A 23,662-nucleotide genomic window follows, 5' to 3' on the forward strand; every position below is an offset into this window, starting at 1 on the left:
TGCTTAAACGCCATGCTTATGGCTATAAAAACGACTCCCATTTCAAAAATAGAATTCTTTTGGCTCTTTGTCAAATAGGGTTGATGGAAGAAAAACTCTTCCTTCAATCCTATTTATTATAGAACCTAAATAGCACAAAAGAGAAGACGACTTGTCTCCTCTCGTGCTTAATTATAAGTCAACCCAATACAACTGACAAAGAACCAGTTACAATCAAACGCTATTCAAAGATTTTTTTAGATTGCCTAATTTCACACCCCGCATATTCCAAATGACTGAAATTAAAGTGATCAGTAGGATAAGTAAAGTGATAAGTCGTATCACTTGAGGTGTAAACATCACACTCAAACCTGAAAAATAGGGTATTCGCCGCAGATAAAAATTATAAATGAGTCTATCTAAACCGTAAGCTAACCCTAGACAGGTAAGAAAGACGATAAGATTTTCACATAAAATCAGCCAAGCAAGTTGACCTCTGCTATACCCTAGGCTATACAAAACAGCAAGTTCTCGATTTCTTTTTCTAAAATAACCTTTGTTCAAAAAAGTTATTACCAAGCCTAAAGTGAGTGAGATAATACATGCAATGCTCAGCATTTTTCTACTCTCATACTGATAAATCTTAGCATACTCACCTGTTTTCCAACTTAACTGACTGGTCAGTCGATATTTCGGAAAGAGTTGTTCTAAATTTTGAGAAATCGTCTCAACATCTTTTGGCGATTGCGCTTTAACAAGCAGGGTCGTGTAGCCCAACCCAACAGCTGTTTTATAGCTATCAAGCGTTTCAAATATATTTGAGAGATAGACTTCATTTTCATTTGATGAACCAATATAGGCGCTTTTATCCTCTTCATACATTTGCGCAAAATCTGTCTCTTCATCCAAAATACCCTGGCCATCCCAGCCCAAATAAATAGCGTAAGATGGTTGAAGCGTATCTTGATAGTTACTCCGATAAATACCCGACACTTGGTAACTTCTTTCAACTAAATTCGTAGCTTCTCCATATTTAAATGTAGATAAATTGACCGAACGCCCTATAAATTGGTCAAAATCCTCACTTCCAAAGTAAATCTGCGCAAAAATATCAGGTAAAATGACTTCTAAGCTTTGATCTTGAGGAAATTCTCCTGTAAGTAAAGTAATATTTTGGGTATTGTAATCTTTGGCAAAAGCTTTCGGACTACTCAAACCTAAAAATTTAAAGGTTAGCTTAGTATCTTGACTTAAAAAGCCAATATCCTTTTTTAAAATGTCTGGTAACTCTTCCACTTCATAAGTCAAATCAATTTCATAGCCGTCTTTATCCGACAGTGCCATTTGACGACCTAAGGTTAAAGCGACAGCTTCAACACCTTTAATTTGGCGCACATGTTCATAATCTGCCTGCGAAAAATATATCCGCTGACCATCTAAACTCGAAGAAATATTTTTCTCACGATTTTTGACCGTTACATCATTTTTTAGTTCTTGCGTATCAATCATGATGAGCGTATCAGAGACACCTGAAAACATGCGATTATAAGTGCCAACTACTATACTGTAATAAAAAGAAAAACCTAAAATAAACAAAGAAAAATAAGCATTATCGGAACAGCAAGCAATAACAATTCAAACTTATTAGCTCGCATGGATGATAAAATATAACGCCCCAACTTTTTCTTTTTTATCTCAGTAGGCTGGCGGAAAAGGGTCATTTCCGTCTCAGTTTTCCCACCTCACGACACATCTTTTATAGCTGCATCATCAAAATCGCCTGCATTTTTTAAATTATCAAGAACGCTCGAACCCTCCGTGAGTTTATAATCTTGAAAAACCAGCTGTAAATCCCTATTTCTTATGGTTTGCCAGTCTTTTTGCTTTAATTCTCGGACATTTCGTTCAAATAAATAATAGTCGCCCTCATAATCAAAATCTAAGCCAAAAATAATATTTAAAAGCGTTGTCTTGCCTGAACCACTCGCACCAATGACCGTATAAATCAATCCAGATTGTTCTATGGTAAAGTCTAATTGATGAAAAATTTCTCTCTTACCATACTTTTTATTGATATTACTAAGTTTTATCATAGCATCCCCCTTAAAGACCACTATAACTATAAAACAGACTAAGTTTTCTATTTAGACAAGCTAATAAATCATATTAATGTTTTAGCTATTAAACCAAGGGTCATGGACTGGACTAGAATTGATAACTTCTCCATATCTATCCAATGCTGGTTGTCCCCAACATACGTGAACATCACTCTTATTTTTTCCTATGCGAACCGTCTTGGTACCAATAATATCACCATTTGCCCCCATTACTCTTAGAGTAAAGGTCGTTACACTTGAACGGTTTACAGAACCTGTTTCGGAAACACCATTTGCATCCCACTGAATAACCGATTTCCAATGACCAGAGGCTGCAAGTACTGGAACTGCTGTTCCAATAATGCAAGAAAAAACAGCGACACTCATAAGGGCAGTTATAATTCTTTTCTTCATAATCATTTTCTCCTAAAAAATGATGAGATAGTTAAGAAAACTTAGTCCGTCCTCATCTATATCGTAGTATTTTCCCTCAGTCAAGCGTTTACATTTTTTAAACTATCGCCGAACAAAACCAAATTACAAAATTTATTATCAATTCAATGAATTTTCTTTGTTTTTTTGGACATTATAGTCTGGGGAATTTATTAATCTAGTAAGATTCTCTAAATCTCGTACTTGGTACTCATACTCATTAATAAATTTATTTAATCGTTTCTGAGTAACTTCAATATTTTTCTGCACCTGCTTCAGCTTAACACTTGCTATCAAATTCATCTTCGCATAATCATATCTTGCCAATCGTCTGCTCTCAGGGTATGAGTTATTGAGATTGAATAGGACTCAGTAACCTTGCTGAGATGAGCGACCTTATCCTGCAAATCCATGATGATCAAATCTAGTTGAGCGATACCCTTGATTAACTCGTCTTTAACTTCCTGATAAGACTGGTTAAAGTTAAATCTCCTTGTAATTCCACCATTATTCTTCTTAGAGCGGTACCAGCTTGAGAGGATTTAATACCCGCATTAGCCATCAAGCCAATCGCCAAAGCCGTATCATCTATGGTATCAGTTACAATATCTGAAGTCAGTGCTAAATCTTCGCCAGATGCAGTAGCTAAGTTCATGATCCCGTCAATACCACTAATCATGTCTTTAGTTTCCCATTAAAACACTCTCTAAATAATAGTTAGGCTGTTTTCCTTTCTAATGTTTTTGTTATTAAGTTTTTCATAGTCATTACATTCACTCATAACGATTTCAAAAAGGGTAACTACATATTTCTTCAATTTTATCGAAAAGAAAGCGATAGTTCACATCATAAAACTTTATCTATAACTTACTAAACTAAGTCTAAAAAATCATAGACATGATCTGGCAATAAGATTGCACCCTCTCTTTTATTATATAGATCTTGCAATTCTTGATTTACATTCTCTTTGTTAAAGTCTTGTCCAATACTTGGATTCCATTCGCATAACCTTTTAAATTCTTTGCTATCGGGTGTTTTTGATAACTCACGAAGATTCTCTAGTCCTCCAACACCACCACAATCTTCGGGAATATTCTCACCTTTAGAAGCAACCACCTGAGGAAAAATGCCCCCATTAGCTACATCTTCTTTCATCAAAGTAATCTTAAATTCCCAATTATCTCCAAAATCATAGGTATAATTGATTGAACTATATTCGTATAAATATGGGAGAACAAGTGTTTTTTCAGCGTCTTTTTTTATAAGGTTAGCTATTGCATCACTAAAATCATAATCACGGCTAATCTCTAAATCAATCTCTAATTGAGTACCATATTTTTGGAAACTAAATAAATGTCTATCTTCTAAACCAAAAGCACATTGAATAAAGCAATGTAACTCAAAAAAGGTCGTCCTATCTGGCACAATCATATTTCTCCAAATAGCAGGATTCTTAATCCCTACCAACTGTACTTTTAACTGAATCATCATCATCTCTCCCTTTCTTTTACTAAGTCTTTTTAAACTGTAGTTAAAATCCTGCAATTACATAGTTACTTATTTCATAGTGCATTATTATAAGATTAACTACCTTTACTAAAGAAAACGTTCTAGTGAGTCTGCTAATCTATGAAGTATCGACACAAATTTAAAAAGAAAGACTCATTTTTATGGATGTAACAAAGCGGTTCTTATAATCCAGATGTTTAATCTGCTTTCAAACCAATTATACTACAAATTCAGTCCTTTGAATATGCTCGACCTATTAAAACGGCTTTAAACACCTTTATCCGCTATAAAACTATGTCGCTAATGCTATTGAACTACCTTACTCCAACGCCAAACTGGAAGCAACTAACAAACTCATCAAAGATATTAAGCGAAATGCCTTTGGCTATAAAAACGACTCCCATTTCAAAAATAGAATTCTTTTAATATCAAGATTATATGTGTCAGGAAGAAATCGAGTAGGAGGCTAGCCATTAGTTGACTAGCCAACCTCTCACACCCCCGTACCTACGGTTCCGTATACGGCGGTTCCCTAGTTTACACACTCTTTAGTATAATAGCCGAGCATTGACAGGTAGCCTGGCTTGGCTATTTCTTCTTTGGTTAGCACTGAGTTTAGCATTAGTGCAGCTCGCCACGTGGCTTTTCTGCAATTCGCCATTTCATGCACTTTCCAAAGCGGTATCCCAAATTTCTTTATCCTCTTGTATCTTGTTCTGACTTTCTTCCACTGTTTCCAGTATATTTGCCTTACTCTTCTCCTAAGCCATTCATCCATACGTTCCAGCATGGATTTCATATCCGCCATTGAGAAATAATTTATCCATCCTGCGATAAACTTGTTCAGTTTGGATTTCCTTACTGCATTTGACCCTCCATTACTTCTAGATGTTAGCCTTTTCAGTTCACTTTTCATCTTATTTATTGACTTCTGATGAACTCTAACCCTATATTTCCCTTTTGTAATATAGGAGTTATAGCCTAGATACTTAACTTTCGTTATATGTGCTACCTTGCTTTTATTTCGATTCGCTTTTACCTTCAGCTTTCCCTCTATAAATGACAAGATATTTCTTAAGGTTCTTTCTGCACTTCGTTTACTCTTGCAAAATATCATCCAATCCTCTGCGTATCTTACAAATCTATGTCCTCTGTGTTCCAGTTCCTTGTCCAGTTCATTAAGCATGCTATTACTTAGTAGTGGACTTAGATTTCCACCTTGTGGCATTCCTACCTTCGTTTCTTCATATTTTCCCTCGTTTATTACGCCTGCGTTCAAGCATTTATGGATTAGCGCTATTACTCTACCATCTTTTATAGTTCTTGATAGTATTTCTATTAGCTTGCTTTGGCACACCGTATCAAAGAACTTTTCCAAGTCCATATATACCACCTACTTATAGCCTTCATCTACATTCTTCTTGCATGCTTTCAGGGCGTCGTGGGTACTCCTTCTTGGTCGAAAACCATAACTATTTTCGAAAAATTGTTTTTCATAGATTGGGCTTAATACTTGGGGGATCCCTTGTTGTATCAGTCTATCTATTACCGTCGGTATTCCAAACTTTCGGTATTCCCCTTTTGTTTCTTTGGGAATTTCTACCCTTAATACGGGTCGTGGCTTGTATTTGCCCGTTCTTAACTTCTCGATCAGGCTGTCTTTGTTATCTTTGAGATACGGCATAAGTATAAATCTAGCTCTAATTCTAATTGCTCAAACGAATTGTTATGCTCTAGTTGTCCTGTGCTAGAGATAGCATAAGGGTTAGTGTGCTTATTATTTGTCATTTTTAAAGCCCTCCTTTTATTGCTAGGGCTTTTTTTTGCCTCTTGGTAGTCCTCAATCGTCATGTCTTGCGTCTGTTTATTAAAGTTATCTTTAATGCTTTCTTTTATCTTATCAAAGGTTTGATTAAAGCCCTCTAAGTTGTCTATGTCTAGTAATTTCTTTTTACTTGTTCGATAGATGCTGTTAAATTTCTTTCGGTCTGTGCGTTTAATTTTATCTAGGTTAGTAAATTTAGAGATAGCGATATATATTTCTTTTTCGTTTTCTTTCGCTTCGCTCCAATCTTTTTTAGGGTTCCTCGTTGTTATATATCTAGCTAAAACCTCTGACTGCATAGCTAAGTAAGTGTAAGGTCTGCTGTCTAAAGGTGTTTCTTTGGATTTGTTGAGTATAGCTTTGCTATCTATGGCCTTACCTATCATCTCTAGTAAGTCTTGCCATGCACACAAAGTAACTAGCGACTTTATAATAAACTCATAAGATTGACCGATTGCTTCTAAATCTTCTTGCCCTGTATTTTTTAATAAATAAAAATCGTCAAACGGTTTTTCACTTGCTTTTTGCCGTTCTTCGTTTAATAGGATATTGACGAAATTATAAGCCATACGCCATGAATTAGCGTCTAAGTTTTCCCTTAATAGTTTTATAGAGTCTTGCAAATTATCTAGGCTCCCTGCGTGTTTTGAAGTCTGACGTATAATTTCATAGTCTTTGTGCAACACCTCGCTATATGCATTCATTAAAATTTCATATGTGTTTTTATGTTCTAAAAAAATGCTAGGTGTATAATTTACCGTTGTTAAACACTTTTCTATCTCATCTATGTCTAAGCCTGTTAACTCGTCTTTAAATATTAGCAAAGTATTGTATAATCTAATTTTTTCTATAAATTTTAAAATATCAATAAAGGAAAAATAAGGATAAACTAGCTGTTCTGCTTCTCTTACTAAAGAACTTTCTATCATGTGTTGCTTAGAGATAGTGATTAAAGTATTTACTCTAGTATCTGCGGGTATATCTGCATCAAAAGCTATTTCTCCTACTTCCTTAAATTTTATAATATCATCTTCAGTTATCATAGGTTAGCCTCATTTCTAAATGGTGGTATAGGTTGTTTCTCAACTTCCGCTAATACTAATTTTCAGAAGTTACTTTTTATAAATAGAATTCTTTTAATTTTTTATATTCTATAATATCTATATAAAAAATTATTTCGTCTATATTTTCATTTGAGGAACTGCAATACAGCATTTTAAATTTTGTCCCATATTTTCCAAACATATTTAATAACATTAATGATAATATATTAAAATTATCTTTAATCGTTATCATTTTAATGTCATTTCTTTCTTCAAAAGAAATAGAGTGTTGATTAATTTGCATAGATTTTAGAGTATCTCTAAAGCCTTTTATAAAGGTATCTTTTTCCATTTTTATGTTCCTTTCTTAAAAAATTTGTCATATTTTATAATGTCCTCTTGGTGTTTCAGCGTAAATTCTCTGCCTAAATCGTTCATAATATCGTTTATGCTCGTTTGTTGAATATAGGCTATCTTGCGTAAGTCCTCAAAGATAGATGGGTAAAGCAATAAGTTAGTGCGCTTGCTTTTTGTTTCTTCGGTGCTCTTAGGCCTACCTATCTTGCTTGCTGGGGCTTGCTTGTTCCGATTGCCTCTTATAAGTGCCTCTGCTGGGTTGTTTGCTGTAAAATCTTTCATTCTATCCGCTCCTTATATAAATATTTCGATTTCTCTAGTTGTCTGCCCGTTCTCATTCTCACTTATTTCTCTTTTTATAAAGCCGTTAGCCTCTAAGGCGTTTAGTGCTCGGTTGAGGGTACTATAATCAAAATTAAAGGCTTTTATAAACTCATTGTTAGTGATTCTTACCTTTTCGTTGCCCTCTGCCTTTATTTTGATATATAGCATAACTAGCTTTTGTGTGCTGTTAAGTTCTTTCGTGTTAAAAATACTGTATAGCTCGCTTGTTGGTGTCATTTGCATATATATAAGACCCCTTTTTATTGGTGTGCCTATTTTATGCCTAATTCGTCAATAAAGGCTAAATAGTCCGCTGTAACATTTGCTTTTGGTGCATAGGTTAATAAGTCATCTCTCATTGCCTGCGCTTCTTTAACGGCTATTGCTTCCCGTATTCTCGCATCAAAGACTTTTGAATTAATCATACTTGCAGTATTTTCTAGCATCTCTGTTAATTGCTGGGTTAATATGGTGCGCTTATCGTATCTAGTTATCAAAATGCCTGTTACTTCTAGCGCATCATTGGTGTATTTGCGTACCGTTTCGATCGTCTGACTAAGCTGGGCTAAGCCCTGTATGCTGTAAATATCTGCTTGTGTCGGTATGATAACCTTGTTTGCGCTCGTTAATGCGTTTATTGATAGTGTGGATAGGCTAGGGGGTGTATCTATAATAATATAGTCATACCTTGCGCTTAATGTGTCTAATGCTTCTTTTAGTCGGTACTCTTTGCCTAATTCATTTTGTAGCTCATGTTCTATCAAAGTAAGGTTAGGCGTTGACGCTAAAATATCCCCTTGTTTTGCGGTTGTGACTGCATCAAGCGCTCGTTTTCGCTTGGTTAACACCTCATATATGCCTGCATCTGGCGCATCAATACCTACGCCATAGGTTAGATTGCCTTGTGGGTCTAAATCAATAAATAAAACACTGTGCCCTTTATGTCTAATTGCGTTCCCTAATATCTGGGCTGTGGTGCTTTTAGCCACTCCGCCTTTTTGATTGATTACTGCATATATCTCTGCCATAAAATACCCCTTTATCTAAATAGTGTTATTTCTCGTATTTTCTAGTTATTTAAAGATTGCTTTACCAATTCTCGCCTCGCTGTTATTCTTTTCTCGCTCTAAATGGTGTAGGTATATCATTGTTATCCCTATGTTTTGATGCCTTAATAATTGCTGTGTTTCTTCCAATGTACCCCCGTTTAGTAAGTTTAACGTACCAGCGGTGTGTCTTAGGCTGTGTGCTGTCAATCTATCGCTATTAAAGCCTGCGTCAACTAAGGCCGTTTTTACTATTCCGCTTATGCTTCGAGTTGTCATGCGTTTGCCTGCGTTGTTGTTGCTGGTTGATGCGAACAAGGGCGCTTTAGCGTCTGCTTGCCCTCTGGCGCTTAAATAAGCCCGTATAGCTTCCTCTACCTCTGGAATAACCTTTATATACTCTGTTCTATCGTCCTTGCCTTTAGCTTGTATATATAAGGCGGTACTATCTCCCACCGCGCGCATATCTTCAATATTAGCCCTGCTAACCTCTATTGTTCTTAGTCCGCCTGTTAGCATTAAAGCTACGATAGCATAATCTCTAAGTCCTTTTAAATCGTCTGTATTGATGCGACTTAATACGCTCCCTACTTGCTTGCTGGTTAGATAGTCCTTTTTGTGGCTCTTAGATATTTTAGCCCCTTTAACACCTTTAGCTATGTTAGGGTATAAGCCTTTTGCTTCGGTAAAATTAAAAAGTTGGCGTATGGCTATGATGTAGTTTTGTATGGTTGATGCCTTTTTGCCGTCTTCTAGCAAGGTTTGCCTATACCTTAAAATATCTTCTCGTTTCGGCTGTGTTACGCCGTTATCATACATAAATTTAATGAATTGCTTGATTGCTCGTGTGTACGTTTTGATGGTGTTTTCTGATGCGTCTATATAATTAATAAACATATTGTAAAACTCGCCAAAATCGACATTATTTGCCGTTGTGATAGGGTTGTTGTTTGTGTGTATAGTTTGTATATCATGCATATTATTACCCCCTGTTTAGTATAGCTTAATTTGCTCTAACTTCCGATAACTTTTTTATTTTTTTATAAAAACGGGGCATAATACCCCGCCTAATCAATGTTATATGCTTCTTTTATTTTATTTTTTAACGTTTGATGCGTGGCTGTATCGTTTAAAATAACACCTATAAGGTCAATCGCATCAACTAAAGCCTGTTCTATTGGTTTATCTTTGTTAATGCTCTTTATAAGTTTAGAGGTTAGCAAATTACTGCGGTTATACCTCTTTAACTGGCGTTTGTATGCTTCCCTTATAAATAGCGCCTGCTTCTTGGCGTCTGTTGTCATTTTAGGCTCTTTCAAAAGGCTCTCGAAAGGGTCTGGAGGGGCTGGTGTGGTATCCCCCCAAATTTTATTAGCTTGTCATAATCAATTTTATCTGTCATTTTATGCCCTCTAATATAATTTAAGCTGTTTTCTTATTTCTTCGGTATCTGCGTGTATATCATAAGCAGCCATGAAATAATCTCTAAAATCGTCTAAGTCTTTAGCGTTTTGAGCTTCTTCCATTAATATAATTTGTTCAGCTTCATAACAGGCTATTAAAAAGTGCAGCTCTTCGATTGAGTAGTTTTTTTCTTTTAACTGCTTTATTCGTCGGCTTCGATATTTGTTTACTCTTTCTAAAAAAGTCCCTTTATTATTTTTAATTAATTTAAACATTTCAAATTTCATTTTTAATTCTCCTTTTTATCTATCCGTTTTGAGTAATATACTTTTACCTTATAATTAGTTATACTGCTGTATGGTTCTTTAAAACTTTCTAGTATCTCAAGGTTAGGTCATCTTTAATAATATTTATCAAACAGTCATTTAATCTCTGGGCTATTCGCTTAGTGGTTTTTCTTTATTTATATCTGTGTCACTCTGTGTCTGTCCTTTTTTAAAGCATTAAGATAATTCTGGTTGTTCTTCTTTTATCTGGTCTGATAAATCAAACAAAATACACGCCACCTCGTCTAAGTCTTTTAAGATGCGCTGGTTGTGGTGAAACTGCGTATCTTGAAATCTTTTCATAATGTATACTACATACTGGTAGTCCTTCTCTTTAATCATTGATAAAGCATCTATTTGCTGTTGATATAGTTCGATAACTCTCATATGGTCGCATACGTTTTGTGCCCATTGCGAAGCTTGTTCGTGTGTTAGTTTTTGTTCTTTTTCCATTGGTTTGTTTCTCCCCTTATATGTGTTATAATTGGGGTATCTAAATAGTGGTATTTAACGTACCCCTTAACCTGTGAGTAGTGCCTCTACTTGCGGGCTTTTTTATTGCGCTTTTAGCGCTTCGATTGCTTCTAATACCCTTGCTTTGCGTTCTGGTTTTAATGGTGTTCTTAGCCACAAAACAAGCGTACCTGCTGTTATCCCAATTTGCTGTGCTACCTGCCAATGCTTTAAGCCAGCGTCTTTTATCTTTTTCCTAATCGTTTTATTGGCTTTATCCATAAGTTGCTCCTTTCTTTGTAAGTTTAGTACACAAGTTATTATTCAATTACTATGTGTATAATAATAACACTGATGCTTATTTAAATCTATATAAATAGGCGAGTTTTATCTAATTATTATGTGTATAGTAAAATGTTGCATGTTAACAGCCTTATAATTACCTAACGCTGGTATATATGTAGGGTACGGGTGCTAATTACGCTTTAATAATGTTTCGTAACCTTTGTAAAATCTTGGAATGTATATTTGCATACCCCTATGTTTAAGGCTTTATTTTTTTATGCTTAAAATTTTTAAACGGCTTTATATCAACGATAGTTTGGTGTGAGAAAATATGTACAGTACGGCGTGAAGTTCGGCCGACAGACGGGAGGGTGAGGTATGCCCCGTCTTTTATATAACCGTACCTCGATGGCGGCTCTTTTATCGATCGCATCTCCTATGCTTGTTGAGATATGTTGAAACTCTTATTGTTGGAATATGTCGAACAAAACACTAAATTTCGCAACGTTTCGAACTTTTAAAAGATGCGCTTATACTCTGCCCGCCTGCCCTGTGATGCGCCTTTGTTTTTATGGAGTTATCAGGTTTTAAATATTTGCCCCCCTCTCACGCGCGCGCGTATATTTTTTCGGAGTCTTCCCCCCTCCCCGTTGTCTGGTTCCCCGTGGTAGGGGCATTTGATTTCATGGGGGGTATTGTCCACTTTATTAGCTTGGGTAGTACCGCATCATTAATTAATCATTATCGTTTTATAACTAAAATGTGCGACGTCGGTTTTTTAAAAATATATGGACATCATTTATTGGCTTATATTTGCGTTCTGTGACGTTTTAATATTTTATGTATAGAGAGTTTTTACATGTTCTTAGTTAAAGCTTCTGTAACGTTAATTATTTAACCGCACGAGTGCATCAAGGTACTTACTATTATCTATAAATATTATTGCCTTTACTTTGAGTCAATCTACCCTCATGCCTCGCTTGTTATTTATTAGTCCTATATCTCGCTTTATAGCCGTTTTAATTGCTTGGTTATATTAAAACACTAGGGCATAATAAAAAGCCCTAAAATAGGGCTTCAGACTGAAGACAAACCCTTTGTGAGTTAATCTCAAATAAAGGGGTTGTCTTCAGTCTGAACACTGTTTTATCAGTGTTTATTTTATCTGTTGCTCGTTCGTCATAAGGCGCTAATATCTGTAAGAAGTCAATAATCACTAATGGCGGTTCTTTTTCCCACTTAATATGCTGTGCTACTGCTTGCCTTATTTGTTTTGCTCCTATATCCCCTTGCCTCTCGTGTATAAAGATATGCTTAGCAAAGTTCTCGTATTCTTTAATACCCTCTGCAATGATTTCCTTTTCTTCGCTTGTGTAGTTCTTCCAAAATCTACCTACCGTTATACCCCTAACGCTCTTAGCATTTTTAATTGATGCGCCTTTAGCTATCACTTGCTCATAAGTTAAGCGTGATATTGTCTTGGCCATGATTTCGTGCCTGCTCATCTCTAAACTAAAAATAAGTACGTCTTTGCCTTGTTTAGCTACTGCATCTGCAATCTGTAAAGATAGGATAGTTTTTCCTAACGAACTGATAGCACCGATAACATAAAGCCCCTCATAAAAGCCACCATCTAAATATTTGTCTAAGTGTTTAAAGCCTGTTGATATGCCTTTCTTGTTATCCTTGATAATTCCATCAATAAAACTAGGTAAATGATGCGCTGGTGACGTTCTGGCGTATAACTCGGTTATTTGTAAGTCTCTATCCGCCTCTGTTAGTGCATCTAATATTTTTGTAGGTACATTGTTAATATCGTACTTTTCAAGGTCTATTTCGCCTGCATCGATCGCCTTTATAATGGCCTCGTTCTGGTTTCGTGGCGCTTGTTGGGCTGGTGATGTTCTATCCATAAAATCAAGTTGCCCCTTATCATTGTTATGTTTTTTATACTCTGCCTGTACTTTCGCATCATTCCTGCAAAGTTCTATCATAGCTTTTTGACTTGGTAAATCTTTGATAGCTGTATCTGTTATGCCTGCATCTAACTCTCCAAACTTATGTATCCTTACTAAATCAAAGGCGTTATTATTTCCATGTGCGGGGTCTGTGTCATGTTCAGAGTATAAATAACTAGCTTCGCCAAAATCATGATATACTCTTGCGCCGTCTGTACTGCTTCCGCCCGTCCACGAATAGCGCTCTGTCCTTGTGTTGTAAGTATATGCTTCGGGTATAAACTTGCTTATAGCATCATGGATATTATAGGTGCGGTTAAATGCGCCAATATAGCCGTATTTCTTGTGAGGGTCGGTTATATCTCCACTGGGTCTAGTTCCTGTTACGTCTACCTTTGCTTGTTCTTTAGGGTGTAGGTTCCATTCCTGCGCATAATCGGTAGTAGAGTATTGGCTTAATACTGCTTGTGTATCTATTGGCTTACCGTCTGCCCATTCGCATATATACTCGCCATTTTTAGGGGTTGTAGGGTAAAACATGGCTCTGGCTGTCTCAAACGTTGAACTGTCTAAGGCTTCCATATCCTGCGGGTTAATACCTGCTATATATCTTGCTATCGCCTCATATTCTTTAGGGCTTACCTCTTTGTCTAAAGGCATTAATAGTCTAAATGCTGGGGTGTCTGCTAAATGCGAGTGAGTAGTATATAAAATAAAAGCATAATCAGAAGCATTTAAACGGTCTGTTATATCGTTAAAATGTTCTGGTGTTCCGTTGTCAAAGTCAAAGGCTAATAACGTTCTTAGTAGTATATTTTTATTATCTCTGTTTAACCCTGCTCTTGGTTCATTGACTGATAGCCACCCCCTACAAAAGCGCCTCTTTTATTCTTATGACTTAGTTTGTATTCTCTTTGCTCTGCGTATTTTTTGCTATTTTTGTCATATTTCGCGTGATAGCTTTCTACGGTGTCTGTGGTAGCATATTTATCTTTAAAATCTTTTATAAAGTCGTTCCAATCGACTAATTTATTTTCATAACTATTAGCTATTCTTACGCTTGGGGTTGTTGCTATTTTAATTTGCATTGTTTTGCCTCTTTTGTAAATAGTTTTTTTAATACCTCTGTTTACTCTGGGTACTTTTTTGTAGGTCATTTTTGTCACTATCCATTTTTTAGGGGTGCCATTTCTGCCTATTTTATCTTTTTAGGGTGTGCGTTTTGTGGTCTTTTCCCTTTTTAGGGACTCCAATTCTTCATTTTTGTTTATGTGTGTTAGCTATCACTCCTTTTGCGCTGGCACTGGTTTTATACTTACCTTTTCATATCTCCCCTTTTACACTTTGTTTACACTCTTTACTCTTGCGCCTTTAGATTACCTTTGTTTTCGCATCAATTTGCTACACTTATTTTTAATTCGTGAACGCTGGGGCGGTGTATAGGTTATCTAGATTAATTGATGCGCCTACCTTTTTGCCCCCGCTGTCGCTGGGGCTTTTTTTCTTGCCTTTATATTAAGGCCTGCTCGCCTGCCCTAGCAAGGGCGGGCTAGGCCGTCTAAGTATACTTACATGTACTTACGTATACTTATGGTCGGTTTTTTTAAACACTGTAAATCGTTGGTGCTCTAAGGATAAGGCGTGTTTTTTAACTCGTTTAACTTGTGCTAAATGCCGTAGGTACTTGTGCTAAATGACGGGGGTGTTAAATTGCATACGCTTATTTTATTACAATGTATACAAAACCACTAAATTACTGTATGTATAATAAACAGGCCAAAAATTAGCCCGCTAAAATCAAGCGGGCTAATTTAAGGCTTTGTTAAAAGGTGTATATTGAATTATAAACCCTTCAATGGCTCTGCTACCGTCTAATTTGTAAATATCGTAGCCTTTAATAAATTTCATTTTTTTCCATTCGGTCAATATGTTTTCGGCATTATCTTTAAGAGTCCGTCTTTGGTTATAGGTAGGGTTTGTTTTGCCAACTTCTTTGCAAAGTGTATCTAGTTTTATCTTATTGCCTTTAACTTTGTTGCGGTTGTTGCGCATAGCTAATATGCGGGTAGCTAAGGCGTTCCTTAGTAAAGCATCATCAAAGCCTTTGCCATTCTCTAATAACTCGCTAGGTATAAGACTGATTAAGCCGTTATTAGGGTTTAAATGTCTAGCATACATTAATAGAGGGGGCTCGCTTTGTATTTGATAGGTATCTGTTGCTTTACCGCCGTTAAATCTAGCGTATACCCGCTTTAAAACGATCAAATTTTCATCAATAATAAAACTTTGTAAATCGCGAGGTATAGGCCGTTTGAATATTCCTGCCCATTCCGCTGTTGCGTCTATAACTATTTTCGGAAAATTGTTTTTCATAGATTGGGCTTAATACTTAGGGGATCCCTTGTTGTATCAGTCTATCTATTACCGTCGGTATTCCTAACTTTCGGTATTCCCCTTTTGTTTCTTTGGGAATTTCTACCCTTAATACGGGTCGTGGCTTGTATTTGCCCGTTCTTAACTTCTCGAGCAGGCTGTCTTTGTTATCTTTGAGATACGGCATAAGTTCATATACACTCATCTCATCGATTCCGCTAGCTCCCTTATTGGATACTACTCGCTGATAGGCTTTATTCAGATTTTGTCTATCCAGTATCTTCTCAAGTAGCCCAGCATCACTAAAGTTTGTGTCGATATGTTTTGTTTCAGTAATCCTCTGATAGGCGAATGCTCTTAGCTCCTCTTTCTGTTCCGCAGATCCCCTCCCCAAGTAGCCCTCTGTTTCTTTCTAAGGTTTTCTATTCTTGTATCTATCATTAGTTACATTCATTTTCTTCATATCTCCTAAAGTTCACTCCTTCCCCATTCGGCTTAAGCCGTCGGCTACTATGACTTCTGCTGACTTCTTACAGTTCGTTGTTACTATAGATTTCTTACTCTGTTTCCACCTACCTGTAAGACCTCCCCAGGTAAGAGCACACTCTTTCACTCCATATATCTGCCACATTTACTGTATTTATTCCCGAGTAGTTATTGGACTTTAACTTGTCTAGCAGACTTATCCATAAGTACAGCCTGATGTGATTTCTGTTCGTCAGACCGGAGTTTTGCCTACACCTTCCTTCAGATTCCACCTCACGATGGACACCCTTGGTGTTCGGCTATGTCTTTCCCACTACTAGGGCAGACTAGGGACTTTCACCCATTAGATTGTGCCCATGCTGGGCACACAAGAAAAAGCCCCCTTGACTGCTAGCTCAATGGGGCTTTACGAGATACTCCAATTTAAATCATCTTAAAATGTTTTAAAGCCTCCTTAATTGCCTCTTCTTTTTCAGGTGGACAATTAGGTGCTATAGGATTTTCCTTCTTTGAAACATTATAATTTTTACCAACTTCAAGTCCATATTTCTTCTTTACTTACGATATATAACGATTAGATACTTTCATGCCGTGTTTTTTCATAACATATTCTTTAATTTCTTCATAAGTAGCCTTACTTTCAGATGCTGTTACATCTAACTCGTCCATATCTAATTTCACCTTAATACATTGGTCGACATCTAGTTTGGACAATAACGCTACCGTCTCCACATGTGTCGTGAGTAAGCTATGTATGTAATTTATAATGTCGATTGCAAACGTTGTTTGTAAAATTAGCTAAGCTTTCCTGAATAAAATTCATCTTTTTCTATAACAAGTTTATAAAAATCTTTACTCTCATCAAACTTGTGGAAATAGAATAGTTCATTTTCTTGAGCTAATTCCAAATCACTTTCCTCCTGATAATATCTTTTCGAAACTTTTTCGATATATTCCGAATATGTCTTATCAAACTGGTCTATTATTTCAGAATCAAATATCAGACTTTGATCACTCATAATTAGAACAATTTGATCAGCGTCCTCTTTATCTAGACCATCTCCTGTAATTTGTTTATTTTCATAACCTACATAATTACTACCATAATTATCAATTCGTTTTCTTTGGTCCTGTCTATAAACTAGGATTATTTTATAGAGAGTATTCTTCTTTTTTTCAAAGTGTTCTAACAAACTAATCTCTTTATCCAAATCGATTTGTTTTTCAGACGTTTTTTTGTTAATTTATAATTCATAACTCCAGAAATTATAGTACTTAATAATGTGATTACTGATACAAAAGCAGCCACATAATTTAAAATATTATCCATTTTTAACACCTCACAATTAATCTACTCAACCTTGATAGTAAAATAAACGTTAATTTGCATCTTGATCTTATGTCTTATTTAATTTAGTAAAAAACTCATTGAACTTCTTCAATATCTTTAGCTGGATATTAGCTGTATGGTGGCAATGACTGAAAGAATTCAGAAAAATTAATTCAGTTGACAATTAATAATTTCTAACAATTGTTCATCAAATAGACTTTTTCTTACTTCAATCATAGTTTCAATATTACACCCTCCTTTATGAGCAGCAGAATTTCTTGTATTTCTAACTAATATTATGTCGTCCTCCTAATTACTGAAAACATCAAAAAAGTGCTTTTCGATAATTATTTCAATTTCTCTCAACGTAATTCCTTTCTTCCAATCTATCGACTTTATCATTAATTTTCCATCACGATAAAAATATTTTTTATTTAGTTTGTTTAGTTTAATTAAAGTTATTTATTAACTTCTTCTACACTTGGTTGAGTTAATAACATTCTTTATCTCCTTCGCCTTATCAAATTTACATTTTTAATTAGTAATATTGTACCAAACAATACCCCTTTTATCCTTATAGTTATTTGTTTTTTAAGACTTTCATTGCTATTATCACTCTACAATTAAAAACCACAACTTATCCAGAGCAAGCAGAGGGAATTGGCCCAATGAAGCTGCAGCAACCTACCTTTTGGCAAGGTGCTAAATCCAACTCGAAAGAGAAAGATGAGTCTAATCTAGTTATCTAGCACGACGAATCTCGTTGCGCTTTTTTAATTGAATAAATAACTAGGAGTGGTTGAAATGTTTGAAGTAGAAAAATTAACCTTTAAAGAATTTTTGTATGGCTTGAAATCTTTTAATATTATCCCTCACTTTCGTTTAAGAAGAAGTCAGAGCGGGGAAATAAGTGAGCAAGATTGGGTTACACGTAATCCAAATAGAGGGGCTCATATTGGACGATGCTGCACTTGTTGAGTGGGTAATGCGGATAATAATGATTTCAGTCATTTTTGCGAAGCCTATGATGAAGAAACTTACAATCATATAATAAATTTACTGTTCAATTTATCCTTTACAGACATTGAATATAAGGTTATTCAAATAAAATAATCTTTTATATATGATACATTGCAATAATTATTGCGACACTTCTCATGAGCGAGGATTACCTTGTTCTAGGTGGCTGCGTTCTATTTGCAATTTATATTCTAGTCTCTATTTTTACAGACCTTGTATTGCTTAAACATAATGTAATTGTTACAATGATAGTATCTGAATCTCATTAGCCAATCGAGTTTGAAAGCTAATAATCAATCATGTCGTATGTTTTTATGATTTAGAGATATTTAAGTGAAAGGCAGATATTGAATGTTTGTAAATGAAAACTTAATGAAATATAAATCTGGTCAAAGCGTTAAAGAACTCATATACAATGTCATTGAGCCTATTTGCGACGATCCAAACTTTAATGTTGAATTTAGTTCTAATTATAATATTGGGTACCCCAATAAAGAAAAACAATTCAAAATGGACTTTAAAGTCGTCTTTTCAGAATTCAATAATGAAACTTGGCTTATTAAAGGCACAAGTTCTGTCAGAAACGATCGCATCTATGGAAACGAGTACATGGCTCAAAATATTCGCCTTATTAATGATAATATCACAAAGATTTTTCTGGTTGTTCCTGATTCCATTTCTGAAAAAGAAATGCAAAATGCGAAACGTTATTCCGAGAAAATCAAAAGTGAGACATACGTTTCCTTCATTACGGATGTTATCACTGTGAATCAATTAGCCAGGAAAATAGTAACAAAAACAACCGAAAAGATGCCACAAGGCCAAAGAGCAAATGTTTTAGGATCTATTTCAGAAAATAGTGCTGTTTTATTTTTTAAAGACCCCAAAAATATAGAGTTATGGAATGATTACACAAATGCATCAAGAACCATAAAATCTTCAACCTATATATTATTCAAAACTGTCTTGTTAGCTATTGGTCTTACCGAGGGTGTGGACACCATCAAAAATATCGAGGCATCATCAGACATTCCTAGACTTTCTAATAACGGATTACCTAAAACTGATTTGACCGTATGCATTGAAATGAGTAATGGTCAGAAGTTGGTGCGAAACATTAGCATTAAAAATTCTACCGCCAAGGAAGTTACTATTCACGAAGGCAATATTGCTGACCTGATATCAGCATTAGACATAGATCATGAATCTTCCATAGCTAATGCACTATTGAAATTCGAGAAAGTAGGCAGTCGGAAGCGTCTTCTTGAAACACATCCAAACTCTATCAATATTTTAGATAGTAACTTATCTGAGTATAATGAACAGCTACTTAAGTTTTTCATTTTTGGAGACAACAATCCCTTAGTCAATGACCCAGTTCAGATAGCCGATATGATAATTTTCACGCACAAATTTGAAGTTTTTAAGAAAGATGAATATATATCATATTATCTCGAAAAATACAGCCATAGTGGTCAATTTGGAACCCCATTTAAATGGACATACCCAAGTAAAAAACGTGGCAAAAAATTTCAAATTAAAGGATTCACAAATAATGATTAAAAAAGTCGTTCATTTAATTACGAATGAACGACTTGATATTTATTATATTGCTAAACTCAACTGTTTTTCTGCTGGAATAGGCTCGTATTCCTGGCCTTCTATCATCACCTTTTTCATTTCATCCGCTACCGCTTTAACCATTGGGATGGCTACTGAATTTCCTAACTGACGATACATTTGAGTTCTGGATATTGGAAATAAAAAATCATCAGGGAAGCCCATGAGACGCTTACATTCCAATTCGCTCAATAGTCTAAGTCCTGTTTCACCATCTTCTACAAAAGTTCCTGTCAACCGCTGTATTTTATGATAGCTAGAAACCAATGTGTTAACCCGTATATCACTCTCAAAATGAATAATTTGTGGCTTACCATCGTCTTTCTTGAAGAGATAATTTTCTTGGAGATGTTTAGAAATTGTATATCCCTTAGGATTCCTCTCTAAAATATCTTTAACTGGAACTCGAATGTTTTCATTCCCATGAGGCAACTCAAATTCTTTTACGTTTAAGCTTGGATGGAATCCAACAATAATAACTCTCTCCCGACGTTGTGCTAATCCAAAGTTCTGAGCGTCTAGCACATCATAAAAAACGGAATAGCCTAGTTCTGTAAGTTGCTTAATTATAATATTAAAGGTGCGTCCCTTGTCATTATTCAAAAGACCTTTTACATTTTCAAGTAAAAACATCTTAGGTTGCTTTGCTTTTAATATGCGAAGCACATCAAAAAATAGCGTCCCCTGAGTCTCATGAGCAAATCCCTCACGTTTTCCGATGTTGCTAAATGGTTGACAAGGAAATCCGGCTAATAAGACATCGTGATCTGGGATATCATTCTCATCAATTTGAGTAATGTCACCATAAGGAGTCTCTCCATAATTTGCTTCATAGGTTTTAGCAGCAAATTGATCCCATTCAGAGCTAAATACACACTCATAATCATCATCTTCAAAGGCTTGTCTTGTGCCACCGATTCCAGCAAAAAGGTCGATAAATTTCATTTTGTCTGCCCTTTCCTTTTCATTTTTGATATTCTGATATTCAAAGGAATCTTCACAAATAATCGTATTTTCTTTAGTAGATGATTCTTCTAAATTTTCAATAGCATAGTAGATTAGTTCAATAACCTTTTGACTAAAGCTAGTGCATCCTTCAATAGTTATACCTTCTATCATGTTAATATCTGACTCACTAAAATAAATGCTCTTAGCTTTACGTTTTTCTGATTCAGGCAACTTACTACGTCCTGCACCTTCTCTGGCTCCCCCATGCATATTAAAACCCCTTTTTATCTTTTCTAAATTGTACCAACCTTTTTTTGAAAAATCAATGTTTTAATTCAAGTTAGACTCAGTACATTTGGCCATCCAATTGTTCAATTAGTAATCATTGTTCAATTCTCCTAACCAGTTTCCTCTCACAATTTTACTAAATACTGACAATCTATCCCTAAAACTCTATTTAAACACAGAAAAAATGCTTTAATCAGATTAATCATATGACATAAGGCTTATCGAATCAGGATTTTCTTACACTTTCTTTTCAATCAATACCACACACTCCACATGCGTTGTATGCGGAAATTGATCCACCGGCTGGACAGAGATTAATTCATAACCAAAGTCACGTAACCAAACCAAATCCTCTGCTAAACTTTTAGGAAAACAAGAGACATAAACAATCTTATCCGTACCAAATCTTCCAATGGCACGCATGACTTTTCCACCGGCCCCCGAACGAGGAGGGTCTAATAGTAATAAATCAGGTCGTCCCCACTCGGTTTCCAAGCGCTTCAAGCCATTTCTCGCATCACTGGTCATAAAGAAGGTATTGTCTAAGCCGTTATCAATCGCATTGCGAATAGCTGATTGAATCGACTGGTCCACAATCTCAATACCGGCTAAGTCTTTAGCCTTTTCAGCTAGGGGCAAACTAAAAGTTCCCACCCCGCAGAAAAGATCTAAGACGCGCATTTGATCATTGACCTGGGCGAATTCCAAGGCTAGTTGTACCAATTTCTCCGCTTGGACAGGATTGGCTTGGAAAAAGGTCTCCGGCCAGATCCGATAGCGAAAGCCATTTAATTCGTCATTAATATAATCGCGCCCATGAAGAATAAACGTTTCGTCGGCTTGAATCCGTTCCGTCGCTTCCTTGTGTAGAACCCATTGTAAACTAACTAATTGATCGAAGCGTTTGCTTAGCCGCTGACTCAAATCATCCACTGCCTCTTGCATTTGACTAGGTGCTTCAGTGGCATAAATCACTACCATCAACTCCCCGGTGACAAAGGATTGACGCAATAAGAGATTTCTCAAAAGACCTTTTTGAGTCTGTTTGTCATAATAGGATAATTGATAATCTTTTTGCCAGTCGGCGACTACTTCTTTTACTCGGACAAATAGTTTAGGAGCAAGCACCGAATCTTTCATATCGATGATTTTGGTGAAGTTACCTTGTTCATGCATACCGATAGCCCCTTCAGCTCCGAAGCTTAACTCCATTTTATTACGATAACGGGTGGGATCATCCATCCCAATAATGGGTCGAACACAAGCCGGATCGAATCCTTGGCTTGCTAAATGGTCCTTTACTTCTTGGGTTTTATAAGCTAACTGAGCTGGATAGGTCATGGAAATTAATGGCGTTCCCCCGGCATTGGCGTCTTTGAGCGGAATATCAAGATTACGATCAGGACTGGCTGCTAATAATGCATCAAACGGTACGACTGCTTGCTTTCTGCCCTTGGCATTAGGTACCGTCACCCGAACTCTATCCCCTGGAACGGCATTGGGTATAAATAATTTCAAGCCCTTTCCATTCGACCCACGGTCTGGCGCATGGACATAACGGGCATAGCCATTTCCTTTATGGTCTAACTCAGTAATTTCAACTTCCAATACTTCAGTCGGAAATATTTCTTTTTTCATTCACTCACTCTTTCTACTCATCATTTCCTTTAACAGCTTTCTGCTTTTTCTTCAACCATTGCGAATAAGAACCAGTGTATAACTTTCCTTCAATGCCTATTTCATCTAAGGCTAATAAATTGCTACAAGCGGTTACGCCCAATCCTCAAGACACCATGAGCTCTTTGTCTTTAAGGTCTTTGAAATGAGCTTATAAACTTTTCTGGGACCTCATATACCCCTTATCATCGTACACCAATTCGTAATAATATGACTTGGCATGCGGAATGTGACTCGCCTCATTATATAGTGGCTCCTCAAGTCCTAAATAGTGGTCATCTCCACTGGCTTGATCATTTCCCAGTGTTACATTTATAAAAAAAGCTTTTGGATACTGGCTAAGTTCATCAATTTCAATAAAGCGCTTCATTAAATGCCTCTTTTCTTACTACTTTAAGCTAAGTTTTGAAGATTGTTCCTATATTATATCATGAATGAATAGACATTCCTTGGCTACTTCTAAGTCTTGTAGTAGACAATTAAAATAAGACTCCTATCGATAGAAGTCTTATTTTCTATTTAAATGAAATGCTTTAATAATTAAATTTAAAAACCTAACCTTTCCTCTTCCTAAAATCCATCTTCCTCATAGCCGTTGCTATTGGGATCCATCGCATTGATACTCGCTTGTATAAGAGATTCGCTGCATTTTTTGCAGTAATATTCTTCAAACTCAGGTTCTGAACCTTCCCAGTCAATTTTAGACTTGGAAAACTCTTTCCCGCAATAAGAGCACTGATATTTCTTAGCCATAGCTTTTGCTCCTTATAATCAAAAAATTTATTTTGATTATAAAATATGCCTACTTTCTTGTCTATCAAATTTATTTGTATGACATAAATTTTGATATTTAATTTCCCTAAATAAAAATTAAGAGTCCTTT

At 35.8% G+C, this 23,662-nt stretch carries 28 protein-coding genes, 3 pseudogenes and 1 riboswitch; of the genes and pseudogenes, 3 read left to right on the plus strand and 28 right to left on the minus strand.

Translation table 11 applies throughout. The annotated features are described in order from the left end of the window. Positions 1 to 213: 213 nt before the first annotated feature. From ACQV2G_RS02785 to ACQV2G_RS02810, 6 genes are all read right to left on the minus strand, one after another. A complete protein-coding gene (locus ACQV2G_RS02785) occupies positions 214 to 1,575 on the minus strand; it encodes an ABC transporter permease (protein WP_428876089.1) in 1,362 nt (453 codons plus the stop codon). Between the two features lie 146 nt (positions 1,576 to 1,721). Beyond that, entirely contained in the window at positions 1,722 to 2,072 is a 351-nt protein-coding gene (locus ACQV2G_RS02790; protein WP_428876090.1) for an ATP-binding cassette domain-containing protein, read from the minus strand. An 81-nt stretch (positions 2,073 to 2,153) separates the two neighbouring features. Next, positions 2,154 to 2,489: a hypothetical protein gene (locus ACQV2G_RS02795; RefSeq protein ID WP_428876091.1), complete on the minus strand. Its 336-nt coding sequence runs from the start codon at positions 2,487 to 2,489 to the stop codon at positions 2,154 to 2,156. A gap of 138 nt (positions 2,490 to 2,627) precedes the next feature. After that, positions 2,628 to 2,834, minus strand: coding sequence for a helical hairpin domain-containing protein (locus ACQV2G_RS02800; RefSeq protein ID WP_428876092.1), 207 nt, complete (start codon positions 2,832 to 2,834; stop codon positions 2,628 to 2,630). Positions 2,835 to 2,952: 118 nt separating this feature from the next. Next, positions 2,953 to 3,186 (minus strand): hypothetical protein, encoded by a 234-nt coding sequence (locus ACQV2G_RS02805; protein WP_428873545.1) that lies wholly within the window; start codon positions 3,184 to 3,186, stop codon positions 2,953 to 2,955. 191 nt (positions 3,187 to 3,377) lie between these two features. After that, a complete protein-coding gene (locus tag ACQV2G_RS02810) occupies positions 3,378 to 3,995 on the minus strand; it encodes a plasmid pRiA4b ORF-3 family protein (protein WP_428873544.1) in 618 nt (205 codons plus the stop codon). 279 nt (positions 3,996 to 4,274) lie between these two features. Here ACQV2G_RS02810 and ACQV2G_RS02815 point away from each other — a divergent pair. Next, a pseudogene (locus ACQV2G_RS02815) lies at positions 4,275 to 4,486 on the plus strand (transposase); the annotation flags it as partial. Positions 4,487 to 4,548: 62 nt separating this feature from the next. Here the strand turns inward: ACQV2G_RS02815 and ACQV2G_RS02820 are convergent. The 18 genes and pseudogenes from ACQV2G_RS02820 to ACQV2G_RS02905 all read right to left on the minus strand — a co-directional run bounded on the left by ACQV2G_RS02820 (position 4,549) and on the right by ACQV2G_RS02905 (position 17,089). Continuing rightward, the gene (locus tag ACQV2G_RS02820; protein ID WP_428876120.1) at positions 4,549 to 4,932 is read right to left on the minus strand and encodes a group II intron maturase-specific domain-containing protein; all 384 of its coding nucleotides are present in this window, start codon (positions 4,930 to 4,932) and stop codon (positions 4,549 to 4,551) included. A 69-nt stretch (positions 4,933 to 5,001) separates the two neighbouring features. Further along, positions 5,002 to 5,700: pseudogene (locus tag ACQV2G_RS02825) on the minus strand (reverse transcriptase domain-containing protein); the annotation flags it as partial. Further along, positions 5,667 to 6,884, minus strand: coding sequence for a hypothetical protein (locus ACQV2G_RS02830; protein ID WP_428876093.1), 1,218 nt, complete (start codon positions 6,882 to 6,884; stop codon positions 5,667 to 5,669). The pseudogene ACQV2G_RS02825 and the gene ACQV2G_RS02830, both read right to left, overlap by 34 nt. A 76-nt stretch (positions 6,885 to 6,960) precedes the next feature. Beyond that, positions 6,961 to 7,236, minus strand: a complete 276-nt coding sequence (locus ACQV2G_RS02835; protein ID WP_428873541.1) for a hypothetical protein — start codon at positions 7,234 to 7,236, stop codon at positions 6,961 to 6,963. Positions 7,237 to 7,238: 2 nt separating this feature from the next. Further along, positions 7,239 to 7,523, minus strand: coding sequence for a hypothetical protein (locus ACQV2G_RS02840; RefSeq protein WP_428875044.1), 285 nt, complete (start codon positions 7,521 to 7,523; stop codon positions 7,239 to 7,241). Between the two features lie 12 nt (positions 7,524 to 7,535). Further along, positions 7,536 to 7,808 carry a hypothetical protein gene (locus tag ACQV2G_RS02845; protein ID WP_428873539.1) on the minus strand — a complete coding sequence of 91 codons (273 nt, stop codon included), beginning with the start codon at positions 7,806 to 7,808 and terminating at the stop codon, positions 7,536 to 7,538. Positions 7,809 to 7,837: 29 nt separating this feature from the next. Further along, positions 7,838 to 8,593, minus strand: coding sequence for a ParA family protein (locus ACQV2G_RS02850; protein WP_428876094.1), 756 nt, complete (start codon positions 8,591 to 8,593; stop codon positions 7,838 to 7,840). Positions 8,594 to 8,638: 45 nt separating this feature from the next. Continuing rightward, positions 8,639 to 9,589: a tyrosine-type recombinase/integrase gene (locus ACQV2G_RS02855; protein WP_428876095.1), complete on the minus strand. Its 951-nt coding sequence runs from the start codon at positions 9,587 to 9,589 to the stop codon at positions 8,639 to 8,641. Positions 9,590 to 9,678: 89 nt separating this feature from the next. Beyond that, complete coding sequence (locus tag ACQV2G_RS02860) at positions 9,679 to 9,915, minus strand: hypothetical protein (RefSeq protein WP_428875039.1); 237 nt, start codon at positions 9,913 to 9,915, stop codon at positions 9,679 to 9,681. A gap of 108 nt (positions 9,916 to 10,023) precedes the next feature. Continuing rightward, a complete protein-coding gene (locus tag ACQV2G_RS02865; RefSeq protein WP_428875038.1) occupies positions 10,024 to 10,302 on the minus strand; it encodes a hypothetical protein in 279 nt (92 codons plus the stop codon). A 216-nt stretch (positions 10,303 to 10,518) separates the two neighbouring features. Beyond that, positions 10,519 to 10,794 carry a hypothetical protein gene (locus tag ACQV2G_RS02870; RefSeq protein ID WP_428876097.1) on the minus strand — a complete coding sequence of 92 codons (276 nt, stop codon included), beginning with the start codon at positions 10,792 to 10,794 and terminating at the stop codon, positions 10,519 to 10,521. Positions 10,795 to 10,896: 102 nt separating this feature from the next. Next, a complete protein-coding gene (locus tag ACQV2G_RS02875) occupies positions 10,897 to 11,076 on the minus strand; it encodes a hypothetical protein (protein WP_428873532.1) in 180 nt (59 codons plus the stop codon). Positions 11,077 to 12,143: 1,067 nt separating this feature from the next. Continuing rightward, positions 12,144 to 13,697 carry a DnaB-like helicase C-terminal domain-containing protein gene (locus ACQV2G_RS02880; RefSeq protein ID WP_428876099.1) on the minus strand — a complete coding sequence of 518 codons (1,554 nt, stop codon included), beginning with the start codon at positions 13,695 to 13,697 and terminating at the stop codon, positions 12,144 to 12,146. 170 nt (positions 13,698 to 13,867) lie between these two features. Next, positions 13,868 to 14,125 carry a hypothetical protein gene (locus tag ACQV2G_RS02885; RefSeq protein WP_428873530.1) on the minus strand — a complete coding sequence of 86 codons (258 nt, stop codon included), beginning with the start codon at positions 14,123 to 14,125 and terminating at the stop codon, positions 13,868 to 13,870. A gap of 718 nt (positions 14,126 to 14,843) precedes the next feature. After that, positions 14,844 to 15,410 (minus strand): hypothetical protein, encoded by a 567-nt coding sequence (locus ACQV2G_RS02890; RefSeq protein ID WP_428875036.1) that lies wholly within the window; start codon positions 15,408 to 15,410, stop codon positions 14,844 to 14,846. 16 nt (positions 15,411 to 15,426) lie between these two features. Then, positions 15,427 to 15,804, minus strand: coding sequence for a hypothetical protein (locus ACQV2G_RS02895; protein WP_428876101.1), 378 nt, complete (start codon positions 15,802 to 15,804; stop codon positions 15,427 to 15,429). Positions 15,805 to 16,319: 515 nt separating this feature from the next. Then, positions 16,320 to 16,637, minus strand: a pseudogene (locus ACQV2G_RS02900) (23S rRNA (uracil(1939)-C(5))-methyltransferase RlmD); the annotation flags it as partial. 53 nt (positions 16,638 to 16,690) lie between these two features. Continuing rightward, positions 16,691 to 17,089 (minus strand): hypothetical protein, encoded by a 399-nt coding sequence (locus ACQV2G_RS02905; protein WP_428876102.1) that lies wholly within the window; start codon positions 17,087 to 17,089, stop codon positions 16,691 to 16,693. A 771-nt stretch (positions 17,090 to 17,860) separates the two neighbouring features. Beyond that, positions 17,861 to 17,959, plus strand: a riboswitch (SAM riboswitch). Between the two features lie 71 nt (positions 17,960 to 18,030). Here ACQV2G_RS02905 and ACQV2G_RS02910 point away from each other — a divergent pair. Then, positions 18,031 to 18,204 (plus strand): hypothetical protein, encoded by a 174-nt coding sequence (locus ACQV2G_RS02910; RefSeq protein ID WP_428875033.1) that lies wholly within the window; start codon positions 18,031 to 18,033, stop codon positions 18,202 to 18,204. A gap of 393 nt (positions 18,205 to 18,597) precedes the next feature. Further along, complete coding sequence (locus tag ACQV2G_RS02915; protein ID WP_428875032.1) at positions 18,598 to 19,809, plus strand: MspI family type II restriction endonuclease; 1,212 nt, start codon at positions 18,598 to 18,600, stop codon at positions 19,807 to 19,809. A 42-nt stretch (positions 19,810 to 19,851) separates the two neighbouring features. Here the strand turns inward: ACQV2G_RS02915 and ACQV2G_RS02920 are convergent, their stop codons facing one another. The 4 genes from ACQV2G_RS02920 to ACQV2G_RS02935 all read right to left on the minus strand — a co-directional run bounded on the left by ACQV2G_RS02920 (position 19,852) and on the right by ACQV2G_RS02935 (position 23,532). Further along, positions 19,852 to 21,045 carry a DNA cytosine methyltransferase gene (locus ACQV2G_RS02920; protein ID WP_428876103.1) on the minus strand — a complete coding sequence of 398 codons (1,194 nt, stop codon included), beginning with the start codon at positions 21,043 to 21,045 and terminating at the stop codon, positions 19,852 to 19,854. 294 nt (positions 21,046 to 21,339) lie between these two features. Next, positions 21,340 to 22,740, minus strand: a complete 1,401-nt coding sequence (gene rlmD / locus ACQV2G_RS02925) for a 23S rRNA (uracil(1939)-C(5))-methyltransferase RlmD (protein WP_428876104.1) — start codon at positions 22,738 to 22,740, stop codon at positions 21,340 to 21,342. Positions 22,741 to 22,930: 190 nt separating this feature from the next. Next, a complete protein-coding gene (locus ACQV2G_RS02930; RefSeq protein WP_428876105.1) occupies positions 22,931 to 23,149 on the minus strand; it encodes a hypothetical protein in 219 nt (72 codons plus the stop codon). Between the two features lie 200 nt (positions 23,150 to 23,349). Beyond that, the gene (locus tag ACQV2G_RS02935) at positions 23,350 to 23,532 is read right to left on the minus strand and encodes a hypothetical protein (RefSeq protein WP_428873527.1); all 183 of its coding nucleotides are present in this window, start codon (positions 23,530 to 23,532) and stop codon (positions 23,350 to 23,352) included. Positions 23,533 to 23,662 lie beyond the last annotated feature (130 nt).

The organism is Facklamia sp. P12955, assembly GCF_050409565.1.
Lineage (GTDB): Bacteria > Bacillota > Bacilli > Lactobacillales > Aerococcaceae > Facklamia.

Excerpts from the sequence above, each read along its gene's own strand:
- ACQV2G_RS02805 (WP_428873545.1), bottom strand. The coding sequence starts at position 3,186 with ATGATTAGTGGTATTGACGGGATCATGAACTTAGCTACTGCATCTGGC.
- ACQV2G_RS02855 (WP_428876095.1), bottom strand. The coding sequence starts at position 9,589 with ATGCATGATATACAAACTATACACACAAACAACAACCCTATCACAACG.
- ACQV2G_RS02935 (WP_428873527.1), bottom strand. The coding sequence starts at position 23,532 with ATGGCTAAGAAATATCAGTGCTCTTATTGCGGGAAAGAGTTTTCCAAG.
- ACQV2G_RS02910 (WP_428875033.1), top strand. The coding sequence starts at position 18,031 with ATGTTTGAAGTAGAAAAATTAACCTTTAAAGAATTTTTGTATGGCTTG.
- ACQV2G_RS02860 (WP_428875039.1), bottom strand. The coding sequence starts at position 9,915 with ATGACAACAGACGCCAAGAAGCAGGCGCTATTTATAAGGGAAGCATAC.
- ACQV2G_RS02875 (WP_428873532.1), bottom strand. The coding sequence starts at position 11,076 with ATGGATAAAGCCAATAAAACGATTAGGAAAAAGATAAAAGACGCTGGC.
- ACQV2G_RS02870 (WP_428876097.1), bottom strand. The coding sequence starts at position 10,794 with ATGGAAAAAGAACAAAAACTAACACACGAACAAGCTTCGCAATGGGCA.
- ACQV2G_RS02880 (WP_428876099.1), bottom strand. The coding sequence starts at position 13,697 with ATGCCTTTAGACAAAGAGGTAAGCCCTAAAGAATATGAGGCGATAGCA.
- ACQV2G_RS02930 (WP_428876105.1), bottom strand. The coding sequence starts at position 23,149 with ATGAAGCGCTTTATTGAAATTGATGAACTTAGCCAGTATCCAAAAGCT.
- ACQV2G_RS02820 (WP_428876120.1), bottom strand. The coding sequence starts at position 4,932 with ATGAAAAGTGAACTGAAAAGGCTAACATCTAGAAGTAATGGAGGGTCA.
- rlmD (WP_428876104.1), bottom strand. The coding sequence starts at position 22,740 with ATGAAAAAAGAAATATTTCCGACTGAAGTATTGGAAGTTGAAATTACT.
- ACQV2G_RS02865 (WP_428875038.1), bottom strand. The coding sequence starts at position 10,302 with ATGAAATTTGAAATGTTTAAATTAATTAAAAATAATAAAGGGACTTTT.
- ACQV2G_RS02890 (WP_428875036.1), bottom strand. The coding sequence starts at position 15,410 with ATGAAAAACAATTTTCCGAAAATAGTTATAGACGCAACAGCGGAATGG.
- ACQV2G_RS02850 (WP_428876094.1), bottom strand. The coding sequence starts at position 8,593 with ATGGCAGAGATATATGCAGTAATCAATCAAAAAGGCGGAGTGGCTAAA.
- ACQV2G_RS02915 (WP_428875032.1), top strand. The coding sequence starts at position 18,598 with ATGTTTGTAAATGAAAACTTAATGAAATATAAATCTGGTCAAAGCGTT.
- ACQV2G_RS02830 (WP_428876093.1), bottom strand. The coding sequence starts at position 6,884 with ATGATAACTGAAGATGATATTATAAAATTTAAGGAAGTAGGAGAAATA.
- ACQV2G_RS02810 (WP_428873544.1), bottom strand. The coding sequence starts at position 3,995 with ATGATTCAGTTAAAAGTACAGTTGGTAGGGATTAAGAATCCTGCTATT.
- ACQV2G_RS02845 (WP_428873539.1), bottom strand. The coding sequence starts at position 7,808 with ATGCAAATGACACCAACAAGCGAGCTATACAGTATTTTTAACACGAAA.
- ACQV2G_RS02835 (WP_428873541.1), bottom strand. The coding sequence starts at position 7,236 with ATGGAAAAAGATACCTTTATAAAAGGCTTTAGAGATACTCTAAAATCT.
- ACQV2G_RS02885 (WP_428873530.1), bottom strand. The coding sequence starts at position 14,125 with ATGCAAATTAAAATAGCAACAACCCCAAGCGTAAGAATAGCTAATAGT.
- ACQV2G_RS02790 (WP_428876090.1), bottom strand. The coding sequence starts at position 2,072 with ATGATAAAACTTAGTAATATCAATAAAAAGTATGGTAAGAGAGAAATT.
- ACQV2G_RS02840 (WP_428875044.1), bottom strand. The coding sequence starts at position 7,523 with ATGAAAGATTTTACAGCAAACAACCCAGCAGAGGCACTTATAAGAGGC.
- ACQV2G_RS02795 (WP_428876091.1), bottom strand. The coding sequence starts at position 2,489 with ATGAAGAAAAGAATTATAACTGCCCTTATGAGTGTCGCTGTTTTTTCT.